18 protein-coding genes are annotated in these 22605 nt (G+C 44.0%); 11 read left to right on the forward strand and 7 right to left on the reverse strand.

Annotation, left to right across the window (positions count from 1 at the left end):
• Positions 1 to 7: 7 nt before the first annotated feature.
• From UL82_RS05915 to UL82_RS05935, 5 genes are all read left to right on the forward strand, one after another.
• The gene (locus tag UL82_RS05915; RefSeq protein WP_046439630.1) at positions 8 to 475 is read left to right on the forward strand and encodes a DUF3099 domain-containing protein; all 468 of its coding nucleotides are present in this window, start codon (positions 8 to 10) and stop codon (positions 473 to 475) included.
• Between the two features lie 11 nt (positions 476 to 486).
• Positions 487 to 2016, forward strand: a complete 1530-nt coding sequence (locus UL82_RS05920) for a DUF7782 domain-containing protein (RefSeq protein ID WP_046439632.1) — start codon at positions 487 to 489, stop codon at positions 2014 to 2016.
• A gap of 30 nt (positions 2017 to 2046) precedes the next feature.
• A complete protein-coding gene (gene dtd / locus UL82_RS05925; protein ID WP_046439634.1) occupies positions 2047 to 2484 on the forward strand; it encodes a D-aminoacyl-tRNA deacylase in 438 nt (145 codons plus the stop codon).
• Between the two features lie 145 nt (positions 2485 to 2629).
• Positions 2630 to 3619 (forward strand): sigma-70 family RNA polymerase sigma factor, encoded by a 990-nt coding sequence (locus tag UL82_RS05930; protein WP_046439636.1) that lies wholly within the window; start codon positions 2630 to 2632, stop codon positions 3617 to 3619.
• 313 nt (positions 3620 to 3932) lie between these two features.
• The gene (locus UL82_RS05935; RefSeq protein ID WP_046439638.1) at positions 3933 to 4613 is read left to right on the forward strand and encodes a metal-dependent transcriptional regulator; all 681 of its coding nucleotides are present in this window, start codon (positions 3933 to 3935) and stop codon (positions 4611 to 4613) included.
• A 123-nt stretch (positions 4614 to 4736) separates the two neighbouring features.
• Here the strand turns inward: UL82_RS05935 and UL82_RS05940 are convergent, their stop codons facing one another.
• Positions 4737 to 5849: a DUF4192 domain-containing protein gene (locus UL82_RS05940; protein WP_046439640.1), complete on the reverse strand. Its 1113-nt coding sequence runs from the start codon at positions 5847 to 5849 to the stop codon at positions 4737 to 4739.
• Positions 5850 to 6275: 426 nt separating this feature from the next.
• Between UL82_RS05940 and UL82_RS05945 the strand changes: the two genes are divergently transcribed.
• Complete coding sequence (locus tag UL82_RS05945) at positions 6276 to 7247, forward strand: PAC2 family protein (RefSeq protein ID WP_046439642.1); 972 nt, start codon at positions 6276 to 6278, stop codon at positions 7245 to 7247.
• Positions 7248 to 7327: 80 nt separating this feature from the next.
• Positions 7328 to 9871 (forward strand): DEAD/DEAH box helicase, encoded by a 2544-nt coding sequence (locus UL82_RS05950; protein WP_046439643.1) that lies wholly within the window; start codon positions 7328 to 7330, stop codon positions 9869 to 9871.
• A gap of 96 nt (positions 9872 to 9967) precedes the next feature.
• On the opposite strand, the gene UL82_RS05955 is transcribed toward UL82_RS05950, so the two are convergent.
• Positions 9968 to 10492: a carboxymuconolactone decarboxylase family protein gene (locus UL82_RS05955; protein WP_046439645.1), complete on the reverse strand. Its 525-nt coding sequence runs from the start codon at positions 10490 to 10492 to the stop codon at positions 9968 to 9970.
• A gap of 2 nt (positions 10493 to 10494) precedes the next feature.
• Positions 10495 to 11091, reverse strand: coding sequence for a peroxiredoxin (locus UL82_RS05960; protein ID WP_046439647.1), 597 nt, complete (start codon positions 11089 to 11091; stop codon positions 10495 to 10497).
• Between the two features lie 406 nt (positions 11092 to 11497).
• Here UL82_RS05960 and UL82_RS05965 point away from each other — a divergent pair, with 406 nt between their 5' ends.
• The gene (locus tag UL82_RS05965; RefSeq protein WP_046439648.1) at positions 11498 to 12439 is read left to right on the forward strand and encodes a hydrogen peroxide-inducible genes activator; all 942 of its coding nucleotides are present in this window, start codon (positions 11498 to 11500) and stop codon (positions 12437 to 12439) included.
• 25 nt (positions 12440 to 12464) lie between these two features.
• On the opposite strand, the gene UL82_RS05970 is transcribed toward UL82_RS05965, so the two are convergent.
• The gene (locus UL82_RS05970) at positions 12465 to 13358 is read right to left on the reverse strand and encodes a hypothetical protein (protein ID WP_046439650.1); all 894 of its coding nucleotides are present in this window, start codon (positions 13356 to 13358) and stop codon (positions 12465 to 12467) included.
• 157 nt (positions 13359 to 13515) lie between these two features.
• Here UL82_RS05970 and hrpA point away from each other — a divergent pair, with 157 nt between their 5' ends.
• Entirely contained in the window at positions 13516 to 17451 is a 3936-nt protein-coding gene (hrpA, locus tag UL82_RS05975) for an ATP-dependent RNA helicase HrpA (RefSeq protein ID WP_083966432.1), read from the forward strand.
• A gap of 38 nt (positions 17452 to 17489) precedes the next feature.
• Here hrpA and nrdR read toward each other — a convergent pair whose 3' ends face one another.
• The gene (gene nrdR / locus UL82_RS05980) at positions 17490 to 17945 is read right to left on the reverse strand and encodes a transcriptional regulator NrdR (protein ID WP_046439653.1); all 456 of its coding nucleotides are present in this window, start codon (positions 17943 to 17945) and stop codon (positions 17490 to 17492) included.
• Between the two features lie 129 nt (positions 17946 to 18074).
• A complete protein-coding gene (locus tag UL82_RS05985; protein ID WP_046439654.1) occupies positions 18075 to 18458 on the reverse strand; it encodes a hypothetical protein in 384 nt (127 codons plus the stop codon).
• Between the two features lie 327 nt (positions 18459 to 18785).
• Between UL82_RS05985 and lexA the strand changes: the two genes are divergently transcribed.
• Positions 18786 to 19478, forward strand: a complete 693-nt coding sequence (gene lexA, locus UL82_RS05990) for a transcriptional repressor LexA (protein WP_046439657.1) — start codon at positions 18786 to 18788, stop codon at positions 19476 to 19478.
• Between the two features lie 358 nt (positions 19479 to 19836).
• The gene (locus UL82_RS05995; protein ID WP_046439659.1) at positions 19837 to 20616 is read left to right on the forward strand and encodes a DeoR/GlpR family DNA-binding transcription regulator; all 780 of its coding nucleotides are present in this window, start codon (positions 19837 to 19839) and stop codon (positions 20614 to 20616) included.
• A gap of 156 nt (positions 20617 to 20772) precedes the next feature.
• On the opposite strand, the gene ptsP is transcribed toward UL82_RS05995, so the two are convergent.
• Positions 20773 to 22467: a phosphoenolpyruvate--protein phosphotransferase gene (gene ptsP / locus UL82_RS06000; protein ID WP_046439661.1), complete on the reverse strand. Its 1695-nt coding sequence runs from the start codon at positions 22465 to 22467 to the stop codon at positions 20773 to 20775.
• Positions 22468 to 22605: the final 138 nt, after the last annotated feature.

Raw genomic sequence — 22605 nt, forward strand, 5'->3', positions numbered from 1 at the left:
TGTGGACATGGCTGCTAATGATGATCACATTATTGATCACATCGACGGCGATGATGATAATGATTCCTCTACAAAGAAAAAACTTCGCCATGTGTTACGACACCTCCCCTGGCGCCGAGTTGCTTTAATCACAGACGTAAAACCAAGTGCGGAACATAATATTCACCGTCGCGAGGTTGCCTATAAATGGTTGCAGGGGTCCCGTGTGCCTTTTTTACTTGCCAGTGCTGTGACCTATTTGGGATGGCACAACGTCATCCTTTCCACAATCTTGTTTTTGATCTCAGTTCCTTTGCCATGGATTGCCGTTGTGATCGCCAATGGAGCAGGTTCTCCTCGCGATTCGCGCACGCCCGCAATGTATAAGCCAGCTGCTGCTCGCCACTATGAACAGCTTCAGTCTTTTGTTCACCCGCAACTAACTGATGGTTCACATGCCGAACAGCCTACCGATCCCCCACAAGCTACAACATAAGATTACTTTTCATGCGTTCTTTGCTTACTCCACTTGCTCCCCGTCTTGTCGAAGTTTTCAAGTCAGTAGATTTCACCCCCGCCGGAGTATCCGCTGCACTTGGTTCGGCTGCTCAAGCTGCCCTCTATCGTGGGGAGCCACAGGCAGTACTACACGCTCTAGCTCATCGAAAAAATGATCCGATAGCAATACTAATTCAGGCGTTTTTATTACATCGTCCGGTTAGTCAACCTGATTTAGCTGCTGTTTTATCCACAGAGCTTTTCGACGATCTTTCAACCGCTAAGATCCTTATCGAAGATATAGTTACCAGCGGTTTTTATGCCAGTATTGATATTCGACCCCACGTATTTGCTGATACCAATCGCTGGGTATTTTCTGATATGGATGCGTCCATGATTGCTGGTCACATTCCCGGGGCGAATCATGTTTTGGGAGTAGGTGCGGCAAGTTTAAGTCTTATCAACACCACACCTAGTTCTCCGGTATATGACGTACTTGATTTAGGAACTGGTTCTGGGGTACAACTTCTTGGTCAGGCACACTGTGCCCAACGTTTTACAGCTACTGATGTTCATCCGCGTGCGCTAGAACTTGCTGAAGCAACATTCGCCGGGGCGGATATGGAGGTTGAGCTATTAGCGGGGTCGTGGTTTGAGCCGGTTGCTGGGCGTAGCTTCCAACGGATTATTTCTAATCCACCTTTTGTTGTCGGTCCACCAGAAATTAACCATGTTTATCGAGATTCTGGTTTAGATCTTGATGGGGCAACTGAGTTAGTAGTCTCTCAGGTCAGTGATTATCTCAGCGTTGATGGTAGTGCGCATATTTTGGGCGCCTGGGTACATCGCAATAATGAATCTTGGCAACAACGTGTTGCTAGTTGGTTACCGTCGCATGGTGTTGCTGCATGGATTTTACAGCGAGATCTTGCTGATCCTATGCATTATGTAGGGACTTGGCTTCGTGATGAATCTATTGATCCGCGTAGTGCGGAAGGTCAGCTTAAAACTGAGCATTGGTTGCGTCATTTCGATCAGGCGGAGGTAACCCATATTGGTTTTGGCTACATTGCTATCCAAAAAATAGATGAGTCGCTACCAAGTGAGGTTCTTGCTGAAGAACTTACTCAGCCTATCGACGAACCACTCGGTAACGAGATCGAAGAATACTTTTTACGAACTCACTGGCTTCGCACAATTACTGCTGAAGAAATCTTGGCCACTCAATTTTTACTTCGTCCTGGGGTGGCAAAAGAAGATGTTCAATTAACGAATACAGCAGAGTCCATGGGTTTTAGTCCGACTGCTTTGCGATTGCATCGTACAGATGGACCACGCTTTAGTCATGATATTGATACGCATCTGCTGGCAATCATCCAAGGATTGCATCCGCAAGGGTTAAGTTTGGGTGAGGTAGCCGATTTATATGCCTTAAGTAAAGGTCTTAACGAGGATGCACTAAAAAAAGCAGTGGTTGTACCTGTCGTTGATCTCATTCGTCACGGTTTTATTCTGCCAAGCGAAATCACCAATCTCTAACCTAGCCGCACTTGTGTAAAAGGAATAATAATGAAGGCCGTTTTAACCAGAGTCAGTAAAGCAAGCGTACGTGTTAATGGTGAGGTCGTCGGAGCGATTGATTGTCCAGATACCGGCGGTATTCTTGCTCTTGTCGGTATTTCTCGCACCGATAACGAAGCTGCATGTGAAAAAATGGTGCGTAAAATTTCTGAACTGCGCATCCTTTGTGGAGAACGTAGTGTGCTTGATGCTGGCGCACCTGTGCTTTTGGTGAGTCAATTTACCTTACTTGGCGCTACTGCTAAAGGAAGGCGCCCATCATGGTCAGATGCAGCACCTGGTGAGATAGCTAAGCCAATGATTGATCGTATTGCTGCTGATCTTCAAGAATTAGGTATTCACGTCGAACAAGGGCGCTTTGGTGCAATGATGGAAGTCGAAAGCGTTAATTCTGGTCCTTTTACAGTTCTTGTCGAGTGTCTCTAAGTCGTTTGCTTGATCATTGATCCCGGCATAAACATAAGGCTAAGTCTTAAATTTGGCTACTATACAGCAGGTTTTCTAATTCGGGAACTTTCTTAGTACTTCTAGCGTTAAAGAGTTCAGAAACCCTAATTCTAGGAGGTCACTGATGACAAGTCCCGCACAAAATGAATTTCTTTCAGATGATGTAGACCGCGGAAGTCGCCGTGGACATACTAACGACAATCCTTCCGCAGATCTTGTCCGTGTGTACCTCAACGGAATTGGAAAGACTTCACTACTTGAGGCAGAAGACGAGGTCGAATTAGCCCAAACTATTGAAGTCGGCCTTTATGCCGAATATTTATTAGAAAATTCCGAAAAACCTTTAACCCGCGCTATGAAGCGTGATTTAAAAGTACTGGTTAAAGAAGGACGCAAAGCGCGTTCCCATCTTTTAGAAGCAAATTTACGTCTTGTTGTCTCGTTGGCTAAGCGTTATACCGGTCGTGGAATGCCGTTGCTTGATCTTATTCAAGAGGGAAATCTTGGGTTAATCCGGGCAATGGAGAAGTTTGACTATTCTAAAGGTTTTAAATTCTCCACTTATGCTACCTGGTGGATCCGTCAAGCTATTACTCGCGGTATGGCGGATCAATCACGCACTATCCGACTTCCAGTTCACTTGGTTGAACAAGTTAATAAACTTTCTCGGATTAAACGCGAGATGTACCAACAGCTCGGCCGTGAAGCTACCCATGAAGAATTAGCTGAAGAATCTGGCATTGATGAATCTAAAATTGAAATGTTGCTTCGCCAGTCACGTGACCCAGTAAGTTTAGATATGCCAGTAGGTGCTGATGAAGAAGCACCTTTAGGTGATTTTATTGAAGATTCAGAGGCCACCGATGCTGAGTCTGCCGTGGTTGCTTCCTTACGCCATTCTGATATCCGAACGGTCTTAGCAACTTTGGAACAGCGTGAACAAGATGTGATTCGAATGCGCTATGGGCTTGATAATGGTGTTCCCTGCACTTTGGATCAAATTGGTCGTCAGTTTGGTTTGTCCAGAGAACGAGTGCGTCAAATTGAACGTGAGGTTATGTCTAAACTTCGCGACGGTTCTCGAGCAGAAAAGCTTCGTGCCTATGCCAGCTAGATAAATTATCTAGTCATAATCGGGTTTATTTTTATCCATTAAGATACCGAATTAAAAACCTAGGATAGCCTCAAACTTGCTGCATAGCGCGTACAATGATAGTCAGGAACTATAATAAGACGCTATCTACATGGCGTTAATAATGGAATGAGGCTATAATTTACACGCGTACACTTAGACATTCTCTGAAGTGTTATCTATTACCTAGGTCCATTTACCCTAAATGAACCTCAATAAACGTGTATAAATAAACCTAAGATTAGTTAGCGTTACTCCGGCGGTTTACCGCCGCCTTAGTGAAAGAGACGAAACCATGAAGGATCTAGTCGATACCACCGAAATGTATCTTCGAACAATCTACGAACTCGAAGAAGAAGGTATCACTCCCCTTCGCGCTCGCATTGCAGAACGTCTTGACCAGTCTGGCCCTACAGTAAGTCAGACAGTCGCCCGCATGGAGCGCGATGGCCTTGTTGTTGTAGCAAGCGATCGTAGTCTTCAGATGACTCCCGATGGACGTGCACTAGCTACCGCCGTTATGCGTAAACATCGCTTAGCAGAGCGTTTACTCACCGATATTATCGGTTTAGACGAGAACAAAGTCCATGATGAGGCATGCCGCTGGGAACACGTCATGAGTGAGGAAGTAGAGCGACGCCTTATCAATGTTTTAGATAACGTTGAGCGGTCTCCTTTTGGCAACCCCATTCCAGGTCTCAAAGATCTCGGTGTCAGCAAACAAGAAAAACTTGAAGTGGGAACTCGCGCTATTGATCTACCTCAAGGGCAAAACCTTAAAGTGCGCGTGGTACAAGTCAATGAAATTCTTCAAGTTGATGCTGAGCATTTCTCCGCACTAACCAACGCCGGAGTACGTACTGGCAGCGAAATCGAAATAGAAAACTTCGGCGATCACATTCGCATTAAGCACAATAACAAAATCGTAGAACTGCACAATGACCTTGCACATGCAGTACGCGTCGAGACCATCTAACTTCAAATACTTCAAGCTCCACAGATTAGCTATTGACAATAGCGGCAATAGCTCTGTGGAGCTTTCTTTTGCTCGTATTAACGTGCCCATCCATATGGCGATCCATAGTTTATTCAACAGCTATCATGCAGCATGTCCAGGATTTCCGCCTTTATGCGTAGATCTACTATCGAGTTCAAATAAAAGATTCTCTCTTTCATTGCGGCTTACTTCAATAAGCTGAGCAATAATCTCTTTTCCATTTTCTGTTGCATAAGCAAGACCAATAAGCCTAGTTAATGCATGCTGTGGTGTCTCCTCATGAGCAGCCTTTAAAGCTTTATGCACTCGTGCGGTTACTCCTTCATTAATTGCCACCGCCGCATAAAGGGCAAGTGCGTTGCTACGAATTATGCTGCGCGTTTTTAATGCAGTGGCATGTAATAATTGTCGACTTGTTTGTGGGTGAGCATATAAAAGATCGATAATACTGTCTCGAAGTCGAGTTTGTGCCAGAAGCGTAGCTAATGCCTGAATGTGAATCATACCTGGTGGGTTAGGCTCGGTGGTGCAAAGATAGTCCTGAATTGTTTGATAAAGGTTTTTCATATCCGATAACGCTGATTTTTGTGATCTTAAAAGAATATTTTCTGCATCTCGATGTGCTTGTTCAGTAATAATTGTTCGTAGTTTTTCGCTATAAGGATCATCTATATCTGGGGCAAAGAAACAAGCCACATGCTCTGCAGAAAGTTCAATATTATAACCGCGTTGGGTAAGTTCGAGTGTGCTTTGTGCATGAGCAATACTGCCCACTAATCCGGAATACCATGGGTTTTGTGGGGTTGACTGCCCAAAATATCCAAATGCATCTTCACTAAGAAAACGCAATTCGTATTCAGAACCTTCTGTTATTCCAACCACCGACCATAAAGCAGCTAATGGAAAAGCATCAGCGCTAGCATATTGGAAAAGGTAACGAATGTATTGGTCGATAAAAATTTCATCTTTATCATCGCTAATAAAAAAGCCAAAGTAAACGTAATTGTCGTTGCCCACTACTGTTAAACAGTCACGAAAAATATCCGGGTATGCTAATTGGGCTATATCTATTCTTAGAATCGGACCCATAACACTACAGTTGCTCAGTGGTTTAGCCAAACCGACAAGGACCAGTGACTCGATGGGATAATAACCTAAAATACCAGGCAACTGAGCTAAAAAATCTCCTGGTTTTAGAATCAATAATGTGTTCATAGAATAAGCAGAACACGTTTTTATAGCTTTCGGGAAACTTTTTTCTTATTCTAGAAAATCTGTGGAAAACTTTCTCTTTTTGAAAAAGGTTTTCCACAGATTTTATCTATTTTTCATAACTCATTGACTTTCATGCAGTCTTTTCGCAATAATGATAGGTCGCACTGCAAGCAATAATAGACTGAGAAATTCCAACTCAAAAAAGAGAAACCAAGACCTACCTTATGTACTTTTATCCGCAGGATATGGGAACAAATAAGACTGCATATCTGTTACACAATGTAATACCTTAAAGTAGGTTTCTCAGCAATGCTGTTTTTCAACCAAGAAAACAACAAAAACGGGTATTCTTAAACAAAATTTCTACTGTATTTTTCTTCCCAGTAGAAATAAAAGCGATATATAGCCAGTAAAAAGGAGGACAACATGCAGGAGGAAAATCGCCGCATGTACGAACTCGTATTTCCCGCACCTGAGGTAAAAACTCCCAATAGTGACGGGCCGACGCTCATTGTCGCTTTAGAAGGCTACGCTGATGCAGGTCAAGCTATTGATGCTAGTTCTGAGCACTTATTAGCTGCCTTAGATCATTTACCAGTAGCATCTTTTAATTCCGATGAACTCATCGATTATCGTTCTCGACGCCCAGCGGTAACTATCGATTACAACACTGTCGTTGATGTCGAAGATCTCAACCTTGGCATTAATGTTCTGAAGGATAATAAAGGTACCCCTTTCCTACTCTTATCTGGTCCAGAGCCAGATATGCGCTGGGAAAGCTTTACCCATGCGGTTGCTGATCTCGTCGATAAGTTTGGGGTAAATCAAACAATTTGTCTTTATTCTGCACCGATGGCGGTACCGCATTCTCGGCCACTTATTATTTCAGCTCATGGTAATACTCCAGAGCTTATCGATAGCCAATTTAGTTTAGACACAAAAATTACGGTTCCCGGATCAGCAACTTTATTATTAGAACGCTTACTGCATCAACGCGGGAAAAAGGTAGCCGGATTTACTGCACATGTGCCTCATTATTTATCGGCTTCGCCTTACCCCAGTGCTACTTTGGGGCTGTTAGAGGCGATAAGCAAAGCGGCACACTTGACTATTCCGCTGCATAGCTTGGAAGAGGATGCTGCACGCATAGCCGTACAAATCGAGGAACAAATTCAAGGTTCACCGGAGATCGAACAGGTAGTAAGTATGCTCGAAACGCAATACGACGAAGAGTTGGAACGCTATCGTCAAAATAACCCTACTGCGGTTCTACCGGGTGAAGGTTCTATGCCTAGTGGAGAACAACTCGGCGCAGAATTTGAGAATTTCCTAGCTACCCTCGATGACCGATCTATTGAAGGTAATTCATCGTCCCATGAGGATCCCAGCGAGGACTAAGCGGACCTTCTTAACTGTTTATTATTGATGCCTCACGCATTGCTGTGAGGCATCACTATTTTAACGCTAAGGTAGAAAAGATGAATCTTAGCAACCTACTGCCTGATCTTAATGATGTCCCCGAGTCTTTTATCGACGAAGCAATTTTCGATTCTTTTTTAGACTGGATCAAGAGCCAAGAAATTACCTTATATCCGGCACAAGAAGAAGCCAGCCTAGGCATCCTTGCTGGTGATAACGTTATTCTTGCTACTCCCACCGGATCTGGTAAATCTATGGTGGCTATTGCTGCACATTTTATTGCCTTAGCCAAAGGGCAACGCAGTTACTACACTGCCCCCATTAAAGCACTGGTCAGCGAGAAATTCTTTGCCTTATGCTCAGTTTTTGGACCAGAAAACGTTGGCATGATGACCGGTGATGCCACGGTTAATGGTAATGCCCCTATTATCTGTGCGACAGCAGAAATTGTAGCTAATATTGCGTTAAGAGATGGTGCTGATGCTGCTATTGATCAGGTGGTGATGGATGAATTCCATTACTATTCTGATCCGGAACGCGGCTGGGCCTGGCAGGTACCATTACTTGAATTACCGGCAACACAATTTCTACTTATGAGTGCCACTTTAGGTGATACTACTTTTCTACAAGAAGATCTAAGCCGTCGTACTGGCCGAACGACCTCTTTAGTTGGTGCACATGCACTGCGCCCAGTCCCATTAGAATTTCATTATGTATATACCCCGGTAACTGAAACGATTGAAAATCTTCTAGAAGAAAACAAAGCTCCTATTTATATAGTTCACTTCACCCAACGTGAAGCAATTGAACGAGCTCAGGGGCTAAAAAGTCTGCATAAGATAATCACTGAAGAAGAAAAACGCGCTATTGCAAAAGAAATCGGCGATTTTCGTTTTACCACTACTTTTGGGCGCACTCTTTCATTGTTATTACGTCGTGGGATCGGTATTCATCATGCCGGTATGCTGCCAAAATATCGTAGACTCGTCGAAAAGCTCTCACAGACTGGTTTGCTAAAGATTATTTGTGGAACAGACACTCTAGGCGTAGGAATTAATGTTCCTATTCGCACAGTTTTATTTACGGGCTTAGCTAAATTTGATGGCAATAAACAACGTATCCTCAACTCGCGTGAATTCCATCAAATTGCTGGACGTGCGGGACGAGCCGGTTTTGATACCGTTGGCCATGTCTATATTCAAGCAACAGAGCATGAAATTGAAAATGCTGCTCTGCGCAAACGTGCTGGTCAAGATCCTAAGAAATTAAAAAAACTGCGGTTAAAATCAGCACGCGAGGGGCAGATTTCTTGGACAGAAAAAACTTTCGATCGGCTTATCGACGCTCAATCCGAGGGGATGAAAAGCCAATTCCGAGTTTCCAACTCAATGCTCATCAATATGATTACTCGGCCTCGTGATACCTATGAGGAACTCAAAAAACTTATCCGGGGAAATCACGATAGTCGGGAAAAACAGAATCGAGATATTCTTACCCTCCTTGAATTTTTACGCAGTCTATTAGCAGCTGGCATCGTTGTACGTTATGAGGAACCTGATATCTATGGACGCAGTTATGCATTAACTATTGATCTGCAACGCGACTTTGCACTTAATCAACCACTTGCGCCTTTTGCACTCGCTGCTTTAGAGCTGCTTGATCCTGATTCTGATACCTATACCTTGGATATCATCAGTGTTTTTGAAGCTATTGTAGAAGACCCACGGCAAATTCTCTTAGCACAACAGCGTCATGCTCGTAATGAAGCACTAGCTAATCTTAAAGCGGAAGGTGTAGATTACACCGAACGCATGAATATCATCGAAGAAATTACCTGGCCACAGCCACTAGAAGAATTACTTGATACTGCCTACACTGCCTATATCACAGGACAACCATGGGCGCGTGATTTTGAGTTAAGCCCTAAATCAGTGGTACGCGATATGCTTGAACACGGCATGACCTTCTCTGATCTTATTGCCACATATAATGTGGCTCGCAGTGAAGGCGTAGCTCTTCGCTATCTAACCGATATATGGCGCACTCTAGAGCATTCTGTTCCACCAGAATATCGCACTGCCGAGCTTGAGGACATCATCATTTGGCTTGGCGAGCTTATCCGACAGGTTGATTCCTCACTTGTCGATGAGTGGGCACAACTATCTGATCCTGATGCCCCAATCTCAGAGGAAACACTAGCCCAAGAACTAGCCTTTGGAGTTTCTGACCCCAATGCACTGAGTGCTAACCAACGCGCGCTCACCGTTATGGTGCGCAACCTCATGTTCCGGGTAGTAGAGCTTTTTGCTTTTGAACAAGAAGAAACACTCGAAACAATGTTTAATTACCTTGATCAAACACCAGACTTCACGGCTGCTCTCGACGCTTATTTCGATGAATACAGCGATCTAGATACCAGTTCTCGTGCTCGTGGGCCTGAATATTTTAGTATCAACAAAGATGACAAGCGCCACTGGAAGGTACGCCAGATACTTAAAGACCCAGAAGACGATAATGCATTTGCCTTCCACGCAATTGTTGATCTCGATGCTACCGATGCCGCAGGTGAGATACGGTTAGCTAGCCTTTCTATCACCTATTAACCACAGATTACAACGAGCCCAATAACCTATTTTGCCCTAGCACCTACTAAAAATAGTGCTAGGGCAAAATAGGTTAATAGCTTAAAAACTCGCTTTTTAGCGGGCAGCCTCAATCTCTACGGCCTGGGCAATGCCTTGAATAGTTGCAGCAATTTTTATAACTTCAAAAACCTGCTCTTTGGTTACACCTTCATTGCGTACGGTTTTCTCATGAGCAAGGGTGCAGTGCTCACAACCATTAATCGCAGATACTGCGATGCTCCACAGCTCAAAGTCGATCTTTTCCACACCAGGGTTGGCAATAACGTTCATCCGCAGACCCATTTTCACCTGAGCGTAATCGTCGCCAAGCCAGCTACGAGCGCGGTAAGCCACATTGTTCATTGCCATAATCGATGCTGCTGCTAGTGCAGCATTGGTTGCTTCTTCGCTAAGGTGCTGGCTAGCTTCCTCGGAAATTTCCGAAAATACTGCCTCATTACGCGAAGCCGCTGCAGCAGCTAAGAAAGTCCCCCACAACTGCTGCTCGCTTAGCTCAGTGCCACGAGCTAACGAGCCAAGATTCAGCTTTAAATCTTTTGCATACTCAGGAAGCGAAGACTTTAGGTTATCCAAACTCATTTTTACTTCAAACCTTCCTGTAGTTCTGCAAACTTATCAATGTTCTTGGTTGGATCATTCTTTTGCCAGTTGCATGCACACACTTCTTCTGACTGCAATGCATCAAGCACACGAAGAACTTCATCAACGTTACGGCCGACAGCATCTGGGGTAACAGAAACAAACTGGATAATGTTATCTGGATCAACGATAAAAGTTGCCCGATCAGCAACACCTTCTTCGTTTTCTACGCCAAGCGCACGAATAAGTTCGTGCTTGATATCCGAAAACATTGGGAATGGAACGCCCTTGAGCTCTGGGTGGGTTGCCCGCCAATTAAAGTGAGAGAACTCATTATCAATGGAGCCACCAAGAATCTGAGTATCGCGATCCTGAAATTCCTCATCAAGCTTGCCAAAAGCAGCGATTTCGGTTGGGCATACGAAGGTGAAATCCTTTGGGTAGAAGAACACAACCTTCCACTTGCCTGGGTAAGAGTCCGAAGAAACCTTTTCAAAATAATCTTCTGGCTGGGTTGCATTTACATCATGTAAGTCACCGCCTTTAAGCGCAGTGAGGTTAAAATCTGGGAACTTCTCGCCCACAGTCAAAATAGCCATGGCTATCTCCTTATAGAAATAGTTAAAATCAATGTCATCAGTCACACTGACTACCCGCTGGCTGCATAACTAGCCACATCGAAAATAACGCAGAGAAAACTCTGTATTATTTCCAGCTACCCCTTTTTGGTGACACGAGGTAGCACATACAGCACTCATCACTACCCCCGATAGCTAAGAAAGTAGTTAAACCACCAGTTACACAACAACGCGTAATCAAATATGTATTTTTAGTTATGCACTCCGCTAGCTATGTCAATCATCGACTAATACAACACATCGCTATCGTGTCGTGGATCATAAATAATGACTCATATATACGCTTTACGAAGCTCTCGATCATTATGCATCGCGGCGTAGCATTGGTCAATATGAAATTACTTTATTTAGTTATATAGTTATAGGTATGAACAATAAAGAGTATCGACCAACCCTGGCACAGCTTCGCACTTTTGTTACGATTGCAGAAAATCGCCACTTTGGCACCGCCGCAGCGAAACTTAATATTTCCCAACCCTCGCTATCTCAAGCGCTTGTTGCTTTGGAAACTGGTTTAGATGTACAGCTCATTGAACGATCTACCAGGCGCGTCATTATTACCCCCGCTGGCCAATCCCTTTTACCCTATGCCAAGGCAACCCTTGAGGCAGCCGATGTTTTTATGGCCCACGCACTAGGCGCTGCCGGCACACTACATGGTCCACTTACCTTGGGTATTATTCCTACAATCGCACCCTATATTTTGCCGGAAATCCTAGCTATAACTCAGAAAGATTTCCCTGAACTACAACTTAATATCGTCGAAGACCAAACCAAACATCTTCTTACCGGACTACGCGATGGAGTGCTTGATTGCGCCATATTAGCCACCCCTAATAATCAAGCTGGTATCCAAGAAATCCCCATGTACACCGAAAAATTCGTCATGGTCGTCCCAGAAGGTCATGAGCTCGCTGGAAAAGAAGATCTCACGCTTGATAATCTGCGCAATGTTGATCTACTTTTGCTTGACGACGGACACTGCTTACATGATCAAATAGTAAGTTTATGTCATCAAATCGATCTTAATCCTGAGGAAAGCACCAGCACCTCACATACCCGTTCAGCTTCATTGACAACTATTATGCAGCTGGTTTCCGCCGGCATGGGGGCTACTCTTGTGCCCGAATCTGCCGTCGATATTGAATGTTCGCGCCCAGGTGTTGAAACTGCTTATTTCAGCGATTTCGTTAATGCACGACGCGATATTGGTTTAGCTTTCCGTACCTCTTTTTCTCGTACAGACGACTATCGCCTCCTGGCTGCCAGCTTAACGCAAGCATTCCACGAGGCGATTGAAAAGCTATAATCCACAACAAGTGGATCCAGTTGGCTTATTGCGAAGAACCTACTACAGCGTGTCCTCGTCCAGAAATCTGGCGGTACACGCTTGTTTGTGCATGTAAATAAACCGGGAGAGCCACCACAGTACCCAAGGTCAAAGTAACAAGAATAAACAGTAGAGCACCAATATTAAAAAGAATGCAGAACCCAATAATTTGGAAGAAATTACGTTTTCCATCCTCAACTGCCTGCTTCATCACATCAACAAGCCCACTTTGTCCATCAACAACGTAGTAGAGCCAATAAGAAATAAGTGGGGTAATGATTATTGTAATACCTAGAAGAACAATGCATCCTAATATAAACATCGCCCAGTTTGGTTCCCCATAGTCAGTACCTGCGACTACGGATATCAGTATGAAAACGAATCCTAGCGACAATAAGATTCCGGTAATCAATGATGAGATGATCTGGATAAGCAACGAAGACTTATAGCTAAATCCTTCGCGCACACTGGTGAAATTAATCTCTTTCAAATCCATTGCCAAAAGAAATGCTCGATAAAGGAATGGATTAATTAAAAACGTGGCAATTGTCAGTACTATATTAAAAATAACCTCTGCAAAACTATTCGACGATTCAAAAGAATCATCTGAAATAAGCGCAGTAAATGCTGATATGGAAGCAATTACTAGCATAAATAGCGCCGCACCACCGATCCACAACAGTGGTCGTTTAAAAGTAGCTTGAATACCATATTTAATGGCCAGCATAATATCTAACTTGCCATCAGTAGCTGCTATTGCTGAATAAGATGCTTGCTCATAATCATTTGAATCTTTGGGATATCCCATGCCATAGCCATATCCAGGCTGACTTTGCTCATACTTATCTGCGTCCCGATTACCATAACCGTCAAAAGGATTATTTGGTGGTGTCGTCATCTCGTAATGAAACCCTTCCTGCATATACTAAAAGCATTCAGTTACTACCGATTTTCCGCACAAACTCTTTATCAAAAGAACCTATTTCACGGATAATCTTCTTTACCCACTTTTCACTATTAAAGCCAAAAACGCTACTTACTTTAGAACATTAACTATGTCTGCCCAATCTTCTTCTCAAAAAAAGCACACTCATAAGAAAAAAAATTCTCCTACTTTACTTGCCCCCGAACTAGTTCAATTACGTAAAAATATCGTCGAAAAGCTTGCCCAAGTAAGTATTAGCGATGAACGTGCTTTTCGACGCCGCCTAGCAGGCGCACATTCTGCGAAGGCTTTTAGTGCCATTAATCAAGACGTTAAGTCTGCAATACAACAACAAATTGAATTAAAAGACTCTATCCCAAAGCCAAACTATCCCATTCAGCTACCAGTTAGTGCTAGAAAAGACGATATTAAAACAGCCATTGCCAATAATCAGGTCGTTATTATCGCTGGTGAAACTGGTTCTGGTAAAACCACTCAGATTCCTAAGATTTGTTTGGAATTAGGCTTAGGCGTGCGTGGACTTATTGGGCATACCCAACCACGACGTTTAGCCGCACGTACCGTTGCCGAACGTATTGCAGAAGAATTAGGACAAAAAATCGGCGAATCAGTTGGTTACGCTATTCGTTTTGATGATCGCGTAGGGCAAAAAACCGCTATCAAATTAATGACTGACGGTATTTTGCTTGCCGAAATGCAGCGTGATCGTTTCCTTAATGCCTACGACACCATCATTATTGATGAGGCTCATGAACGCAGTTTAAATATTGATTTTCTACTTGGTTGTCTCAAGCAGCTTCTTCCTAAACGACCAGATCTGAAAGTAATTATTACCTCAGCAACCATTGATCCTGAGCGTTTTTCGCGACATTTTAATGATGCCCCCATCATAGAAGTCTCTGGACGAACCTATCCCGTAGAAATACGTTATCGGCCCAATGAAGTGGGCAATCCTACCGATGGCCTTATTGATGCGCTTATTGAGCTCATGGGTGAAGGTGAAGGCGATATTTTATGTTTCTTTGCTGGCGAGGCTGATATTCGTGATGCAATGGAACTTATTGCTACCCAACAATGGAAAAACATTGAGGTCACTCCTCTTTATGGTCGGTTAAGCAACGAAGAGCAGCATCGTGTTTTCCGTCCACACACCAAGCGTCGCATTGTATTAGCTACTAATATCGCTGAGACTTCACTAACAGTTCCAGGTATTCATTATGTTATTGATACTGGCACTGCGCGTATTTCTCGTTACTCAGTGCGAACCAAGGTACAACGGTTGCCTATCGAAGATATTTCACAAGCCAGTGCCAATCAGCGTTCAGGACGCTGTGGACGCGTAGCAGATGGTATCGCTATTAGGTTGTACTCCGAAGAAGATTTCTTATCTCGACCAGAATTTACTGATCCGGAAATTTTACGCACTAATCTAGCAAGCGTTATTTTGCAGATGGCAAGCCTTAAGTTAGGTGATATTGATGCCTTTCCTTTTATCGAAAAACCAGATACCCGTTCTATTAGAGACGGTCTTATGTTGCTGCATGAACTTGGTGCGCTCAAACAAAAAGAAGATCCTCATGGACAACCACAGTTAACTCATATTGGTCGTACCTTAGCGCGCATCCCGCTTGATCCACGCATGGCGCGTATGCTCATCGAAGCAGAGCGCTTAGGTTGTTTAGAAGCGACAATGATTATTGTGGCAGCCTTAACAATTCAAGATATTCGTGAACGTCCCTTAGAACATCAGGCGCATGCTGACCAACTCCATGCACGTTTTAAAGACAACACTAGTGATTTCCTTAGCTACCTCAAGCTATGGGAATACGTCTCTGAACTACGCGCACAGCTAAGCGGAAATCAATTTAGACGCCAAGTACAAAAAGAATACCTGCATCACATGCGTATTCGCGAGTGGTGGGATTTAGTTCGCCAATTACGCAGCATTGGCGAACAGATTGGTTGGACAACAGTAGAAAAAACCTTTAGTTCATCCCAACCTGATTTAATACATCAATCTCTGCTCACTGGTTTGCTTTCGCATATTGGTGTTCGCTCAGCCGAAGGTCGTGAATTTCATGGCAGCCGTAATACAAAATTTATGATTTTTCCTGGTTCGTCTCTAGCTAAAAAGCCACCGGAGTATATTATGGCTGCTGAATTGGTAGAAACCACCCGGCTTTGGGCACGTGATGTTGCTACCATTGATCCTCGTTGGATCGAAAATATCGCTGGTGATCTACTGCGCCACCAATACTCTGAACCAGTGTGGTCGAGCAAAAAAGCCACCGCTTTAGTGCATCAAAAATCAACACTTTATGGAGTAACAGTTATTAATGACCGACTAGTTGCTTATAGTCGAATTGATACTGCTGCTGCTCGCGATATGTTTATTCGCAATGCGCTTATTGAAGGACAATGGACAACCCAACACAAATTCTTTGCACGTAACGTCGAAAAGCTTGCCGACGCCGCCAATATTGAAGCTAAAGCGCGTCGCCGTGATCTTATTGTTGATGAGGAGAGACTCTTTACCTTCTACGATCAACGTATACCGGCACATATCACTAATGCGCATAGTTTTGATCGTTGGTGGCGTAAAACTGAATCGAACTCCCCTGCCCTGTTAGATTTCGATCCAGAGCAGTTACTTAGCAAAGAGGCTGAGGTTGTTACCAATGATCAATTCCCTGATATATGGCACCAAGATAATCTTGAATTCCAACTCAGCTATCAATTTGAGCCAGGAACTATTGATGATGGAGTAAGTATCCATATTCCGATCCCATTACTAGCTGGTTTACGCAATGAAGGATTTGAATGGCTGGTACCAGGTATGCGGATTGAACTAGTTACCGCACTAATAAAAAGTTTGCCTAAGCATTTACGTCGTCAAGTTGTACCGGCACCTAATTATGCTCAATTAGTCATCGATTCCTTAGATCCCAATGCTGGCGAGTTAACAGTGCAACTTGCCGATCAACTTCGCCAGCTTGGCGGTCGCGGCATCAATGCTAATGACTTCGATTTCGCACAAGTTCCTGATCATTTGCGTATGCGCTTTGCAGCAGTAGATCGACGTGGAACTATCATTGATGCTTCGCGTAATCTTGATGAACTTAAACATCGTCGTCAACATCAGATTAAAGCATCGGTATCTCGGGTAAGCCGTATTGCTGAACAAGAAGAGGTAGCAGAATGGACCAACCAAACTTTAGGAGTAATTAAAGAAGAAATTATCAGCACTGTTGATGGGCAGAAAGTCACTGCCTACCCCACACTGGTAGCAACAAAAAATGGTGTGGCAGTAAAAGTTGTTGGTACTCGTCAAGAAGCTGACGCTTCCATGTTGACCGCCACCTTGACCTTATTGTTACGTGAAATTCCAGTTAATGCACAAAAAATGGTTAATGGTTTAGCCATCAAGCAACGAGTAGGGGTAGAAAATTTCCCGCATGGTGGGGTTACCGGGTTAGTCGATGATGCACGTGTTGCAGCCACTCGTGATCTTTTATTAAGCCACGGTGGTGTCGTACGTGATCCAGAAAAATTCGCACAACTACTCGCAGCAATTAAACCGCAAGTTCCTGGGCTAGTTCGCCAAACTATTGTTGCCATTGCACCAGCATTAATTGCTTACTATGCGGTGGATAGTGAATTAAAAAAATGGTCTGGTCCTGCAATTGATGATCTTAAAAATCAACTCAAGTTCCTGCTGCCTAAAAATGCCATTGCGATTCATGGCATGGAACATTTGAAACACTTACCACGCTATCTTCAAGCAATGCAGTTGCGTTTAGCGGATATGGAGCATTTCCCAGATCGTGATGCAGATCGTCAATATGTTGTAAATTCTTTGGAATCTCAGCTAAAGAAACGTTTAGCTGAGCTACCTAATTCTCAAGCACCAGTGAAAAAAGTTCGCGAAATCCAATGGATGTTACAAGAGCTTCGGGTAAGTCTATTTGCTCAACGATTAGGCACCGCTCAATCAGTGAGCGAACGTAAAATCTCCAAAGCAATCAACAATCTGTCTGCATCATAAAACGCATTCAGTAATCGGCGTCGTGATTCTACTGATAATCAAGCGGTGCGATCACGACGCCGCATAAGACGTATCTCAGACTCAAAATCATCCGCGCTTTCAAAAGACTTATACACTGAAGCAAAGCGAAGATAAGCAACCTCATCTAATTCTCGCAGCGGATCAAGAATAGCTAAACCGATATCATTGGCATTAACTTGTGAACTTCCTTGACTGCGAATATTTGATTCAACCTGTTGAGCAAGCTTTTTTAAAGCATCTTCGCCAACGTCTCTGCCTTGGCAAGCTCTACTGACACCAACAATAACTTTGTCTCGACTAAAAGGTTCCATTAGACCATTACGTTTGACAACAAGCAATTGTGCTTTTTCAACTGTAGTAAATCTGCCGGCGCAAGAAGTGCATTCTCTACGTCGCCTAATAGCTGTACCAGCGTCAATCATTCGCGAATCAATAACCTTAGAGTTATTGTGCTGGCAAAACGGGCAATACATCTACTCTCACTTCTACTATTAGTTAAGCCGACTTCTATCCTACGTATTTTAGAATTATTGTCGTTTCCAGAAAAGGAGCTTTTCCTCACTATAAGATAACGGCTAACTAATAGGGTTTTGTAGCTAAATTTACTGTGTATTTACCCTAGCAACGGTTGCTGGTGTTCCTACCGGTTCTTCGGCAGTTGGACTTGCAACCAGCAAACCTATGGTAAGGGTAAGTCCAAATAAACCACCAAAAATTCCATTTCGTAGAATTTCTTTTCGTTTTTCTATTTTTTGTATATTTACATGCGGACTATGCCAAGCATATTTCTGAGAATGCACCCGATAAGCGGTGTTATTTAACGTGCGAACCGAATACTTATCTCCTGTTGTAGCAAGAATAGGCTCGCCATCCCACACACTAATTGGGCTAGTTTTTTGTACAGGTGTGCGATAAGCCGCAGTATGGCGAGCCAACTCATTACGGGAAACAGTTGAACGTGTGGTTGAAATAAAAGTGGTGGACATGTCGTCTCCTAAAAAATTATTGATATGAATGAGTAAATCGACAGTCACAATAACAACGGATTCGGAAATTACATTTCTCGTTTACGCATAAATGTTCGAAAAACTCTTGTATCAAAATTATGAACGTCCGTTCGATAGTTGTCAAGATTTTTTTCAAAAAAGTCGAACACATGTGTCCATGGTCAGGAAAAGATGCTATGGTTAAAGCCATTAACACATAAACTGTTCGACACCTAGATTTAATATCTATTCGAACACCTGAGTTGAAAATATACCCATCCTCACAAGATAAAACATAGGTTTAATCAATAAAATCTAGGAATAACAATGGCTAAGCAATCTTCTAATTCGAAACCCGATGCCTCTTCCCTTAGTGCCCGACAACGCAGAATCCTTGAAGTGATTCACGATGCCGTCCTACTGCGTGGCTATCCGCCTAGCATTCGCGAAATCGGCGACGCAGCCGGATTGCAGTCAACATCTTCAGTGGCATATCAATTGAAAATGTTGGAAAAAAAAGGGTTTCTTCGTCGCGATCCTAATAAACCTCGCGCTGTGGATGTTCGAGCATTGCCAGAAACAACAAATAAAAAGAAACCTGGCCTAGCAATCAACACTGCAGCAACTCCGGAAGAATTCAATACCGCCGCCCATATGATCCCAGTCATGGGCAGTATTGCAGCTGGCTATCCCATACTTGCTGAAGAAAATATTGAAGTTTATTATCCATTACCAGCAGAAATTGTAGGTGATGGTGAGCTTTTCATGCTACAAGTTATTGGCGAATCCATGCGCGACGCCGGAATTCTTGATGGCGACTGGGTAGTTATTCGCTCACAGCCGACTGCCAACCAAGGCGACTTTGTTGCCGCCCTCATCGAAGGCGAAGCAACCGTCAAGGAATTCCACAAAGACAAATCTGGTATATGGTTGCTTCCACATAATGAAGCATTCGATCCAATAGATGGAACCCATGCAGAAATTATGGGTAAAGTGGTCTCAGTTTTACGAAAACTTTAATCTATTTCTCACATATAGCAATCAAAACCGCACACAGAATTCTGTGTATTTCTCGTGGGCATTCATCTCTTTCCTTACCCCCAAATTAGGCGACAGAAGCTCTTTTCCCTTCTGTGAGATAATGCCCACTTTGTTTTGTTTTTCACCGCTCACCTTGTTCTTTTTCGCTAAAATCCAGCACGTTATTTTGTATCGTGCCCGAATATAGCCGAAATAATCCCAAAAATGCTCCCGGTTTCACATTAGCGTGGAAGAATAGATGCATTAGATAAACACAGAAAATGTCTACCGCTACGTTGCTTTGTGTGGTGTTTAAGTTTGAACCCTACCCAGCAAAACAGTCCAAGGAAGGTGAACAATGTACTCGGAGGAGCGTCGTCGTCAGATTGCGTCTTTAACCGCTGTGGAAGGCCGCGTTAATGTTACTGAATTAGCCAGTCGCTTCGACGTTACCGCTGAAACCATCCGTCGCGATCTCGCAGTTTTAGATCGTGAAGGCGTTGTTCATCGTGTCCATGGTGGTGCCGTAGCTAATCAAACGTTTCAAACCACTGAATTCAGTCTCGATGCTCGCGCCCGCTCAGCCTCCGGAGCAAAAAACTCTATTGCGCGTGAAGCACTGCGCTTTCTTCCTGAAGATATGGGAGGCATTTTCCTCGATGCTGGGACAACCACTGCGGCGCTAGCTGATCTCATTGGCGCACAGCCACAGTCACACATGCTCTCGATCGTAACCAACAGCTTAAATATTGCACTCTCACTTGCTAATTCTGGTGCTGATGAGGTTCAACTTCTTGGTGGCACTGTCCGTGCTATTACCCAAGCAGTTGTTGGTGATACCGCTTTGCGTACACTAGCTCTGATGCGTGCTGATGTAGCTTTTATTGGAACCAATGCACTAACCCTTGATCATGGGCTTTCTACCGCAGATTCCCAAGAAGCAGCTATTAAATCAACCATGATTACTAATGCACACAAGGTGGTTGTACTTTGTGATGCCTCCAAAATGGGCACTGATTACTTGGTTAGCTTCGGTTCGGTCTCAGATATTGATGTAGTTATCACTGACTCGAATGCACCCGAAAGTTTTGTTCGTGCTCTACGCGAGCGCGACGTAGAAGTCATTGTCGCCCCATAAAATACTTCTAACAAAAGCAAGATAAAGTAATTTTTCATAGCGTCACACACTGTGACGCTATTTTTGCTTATCTACGTGGCAGCATTCGCTAACTACAACCAACTAAAAAAGACTCACCCTTTGGGTGAGTCTTAGTCAGAAGATTAAACTTAAAAATTATGGTTCTAAAATAGCGCGTACTAATGCACGTGCTTCAGTAGCACCCTCAGCATTAATCGCTGCGTCTGCAGCTTTTTGGCAAGTTTCAAAATCTACTGCTGCCAGCTGAGCACCGACACCAGCAACTGCTGTTGAAGCTGCAGAAAGCGAGTTCACCCCTAAACCTGTAAGCACACATGCCAACAGTGGATCCGCAGCAGCTTCACCGCATACCCCAACAGCGGTATTAAAACGCTTACCTTCTTCACACGTATGCTGAATCAACCGGAGTACCGCTGGTTGCCATGGATCGGTCAAATAAGCCAACTGTGGACTCATTCGGTCAGCTGCCATTGTGTACTGGGTTAAATCATTAGTACCAATAGAAACAAAGTCTAGATGTGGCATGAGTTTATCGGCCATCAACGCTGCAGCGGGAACCTCAATCATCGCACCTGCAATAAGGCCGCGCTCAGCGCATAGACCAGCAAACCATTTTGCTTCCCTAGCAGTAGCAACCATCGGTGCCATCACCCATGTCGGAGCTTCATCGCCACGACCCAAATCAGAGGCAGCCTTTGCAATAGCATCTAACTGGCGGGTAAGCAATGCTTCATTAGCACGAGCAACACGTAAACCACGCACACCAAGTGCTGGGTTCATCTCATCAGCCATGCTTGCAAAAGCAACTGGTTTATCAGAACCAGCATCGAGAGAACGAACCACTACCTTCGACTCAGGGAACTGCTCAAGAACCTTCTTATATACCTCCGCTTGCTCATCTACACTAGGTTCCTTGGTCGCCGACAAGAAACACATTTCAGTGCGGAACAACCCAATACCTTCAGCTTGGCTCTCAGTAGCTGCAATGCGGGCAGCCTTACCATCTTGCACATTAGCCAGTAGCTGTACCCGGTACCCATCTTTAGTTTGGGCAGGACCACGCCATTGAGAAATTCGTTCTGCTAAGAGTTTCGACTCTTGCTCAGCCTGCTTCGCAGTTTCTGGATCAGCGCCGAGAGTAATTGTGCCAAGGGCACCATCGACAAGCACTGGATCACCAGCAGAAATTTGCGAAATTTTGTCACCAACAGCCACGATACATGGAACGTTAAGCTGTCGAGCCAAAATTGCAGTATGGCTTGTTGGTCCACCTAGCTCAGTAACCAAACCAACAAAATATTCGGTATTTAAAGCAGCAGTATCTGCTGGCGAAAGATCATCAGCAAACAGAATGACCTGCTCGGAAACGTCTGGCAAACCGGGTTCTTTTTCACCACGTAACTCAGCGATCACACGGTCACGAATATCCCGCAAGTCGGTTGTACGTTCTGCCATAACGCCGCCAGCAGCCTCAAACATGGTGACAAACTTGGTAGTTGCTGCCACCACTGCATAAGCCGCGGGGTGACCACCTTGAATGCCTTTATTAACTGCTTTGCGCCAGCCTCGGTCATTAACCATTCCAGCAGTAGCCTTCAAAATTCCTGCCGCAGCACCTTTAGCGGTAGCAGAACGCTCTAATAAGCGGGAGGCAACCAAATCAGCAGCTGCTGCAAAACGCTCTTTTTCCGCTTCACGCAAAGATTCATCAATGACGTCTCCAGCATGTGGAAGTTCTGGGCGTGGACTAATCCACACTGCCTTTGCATATCGGACGCCGGGGACGACAGCTGTTCCCTTAATAACAGTGTCTTTTATCACGTTATCCAATTTTTCTCACCTATCTTCACATATGGCGGATTACCTCCCTCTACATCACCACAAAATCCACACTCTCGCAACCAATCAAACAAGAAAATATTGACATTCAAAAAGAAATGGGCATAAATTAGGCGTTAGAACCAACAT

The organism is Corynebacterium kutscheri, from assembly GCF_000980835.1.
Taxonomy (GTDB): Bacteria; Actinomycetota; Actinomycetes; order Mycobacteriales; family Mycobacteriaceae; genus Corynebacterium; species Corynebacterium kutscheri.

Excerpts from the sequence above, each read along its gene's own strand:
- UL82_RS05985 (WP_046439654.1), bottom strand. The coding sequence starts at position 18,458 with ATGTCCACCACTTTTATTTCAACCACACGTTCAACTGTTTCCCGTAAT.
- UL82_RS05995 (WP_046439659.1), top strand. The coding sequence starts at position 19,837 with ATGTACTCGGAGGAGCGTCGTCGTCAGATTGCGTCTTTAACCGCTGTG.
- lexA (WP_046439657.1), top strand. The coding sequence starts at position 18,786 with ATGGCTAAGCAATCTTCTAATTCGAAACCCGATGCCTCTTCCCTTAGT.
- UL82_RS05950 (WP_046439643.1), top strand. The coding sequence starts at position 7,328 with ATGAATCTTAGCAACCTACTGCCTGATCTTAATGATGTCCCCGAGTCT.
- UL82_RS05920 (WP_046439632.1), top strand. The coding sequence starts at position 487 with ATGCGTTCTTTGCTTACTCCACTTGCTCCCCGTCTTGTCGAAGTTTTC.
- dtd (WP_046439634.1), top strand. The coding sequence starts at position 2,047 with ATGAAGGCCGTTTTAACCAGAGTCAGTAAAGCAAGCGTACGTGTTAAT.
- hrpA (WP_083966432.1), top strand. The coding sequence starts at position 13,516 with ATGTCTGCCCAATCTTCTTCTCAAAAAAAGCACACTCATAAGAAAAAA.
- nrdR (WP_046439653.1), bottom strand. The coding sequence starts at position 17,945 with ATGTATTGCCCGTTTTGCCAGCACAATAACTCTAAGGTTATTGATTCG.
- UL82_RS05965 (WP_046439648.1), top strand. The coding sequence starts at position 11,498 with ATGAACAATAAAGAGTATCGACCAACCCTGGCACAGCTTCGCACTTTT.
- UL82_RS05935 (WP_046439638.1), top strand. The coding sequence starts at position 3,933 with ATGAAGGATCTAGTCGATACCACCGAAATGTATCTTCGAACAATCTAC.
- UL82_RS05970 (WP_046439650.1), bottom strand. The coding sequence starts at position 13,358 with ATGACGACACCACCAAATAATCCTTTTGACGGTTATGGTAATCGGGAC.
- UL82_RS05945 (WP_046439642.1), top strand. The coding sequence starts at position 6,276 with ATGCAGGAGGAAAATCGCCGCATGTACGAACTCGTATTTCCCGCACCT.
- UL82_RS05930 (WP_046439636.1), top strand. The coding sequence starts at position 2,630 with ATGACAAGTCCCGCACAAAATGAATTTCTTTCAGATGATGTAGACCGC.
- UL82_RS05960 (WP_046439647.1), bottom strand. The coding sequence starts at position 11,091 with ATGGCTATTTTGACTGTGGGCGAGAAGTTCCCAGATTTTAACCTCACT.
- UL82_RS05955 (WP_046439645.1), bottom strand. The coding sequence starts at position 10,492 with ATGAGTTTGGATAACCTAAAGTCTTCGCTTCCTGAGTATGCAAAAGAT.
- UL82_RS05940 (WP_046439640.1), bottom strand. The coding sequence starts at position 5,849 with ATGAACACATTATTGATTCTAAAACCAGGAGATTTTTTAGCTCAGTTG.
- UL82_RS05915 (WP_046439630.1), top strand. The coding sequence starts at position 8 with ATGGCTGCTAATGATGATCACATTATTGATCACATCGACGGCGATGAT.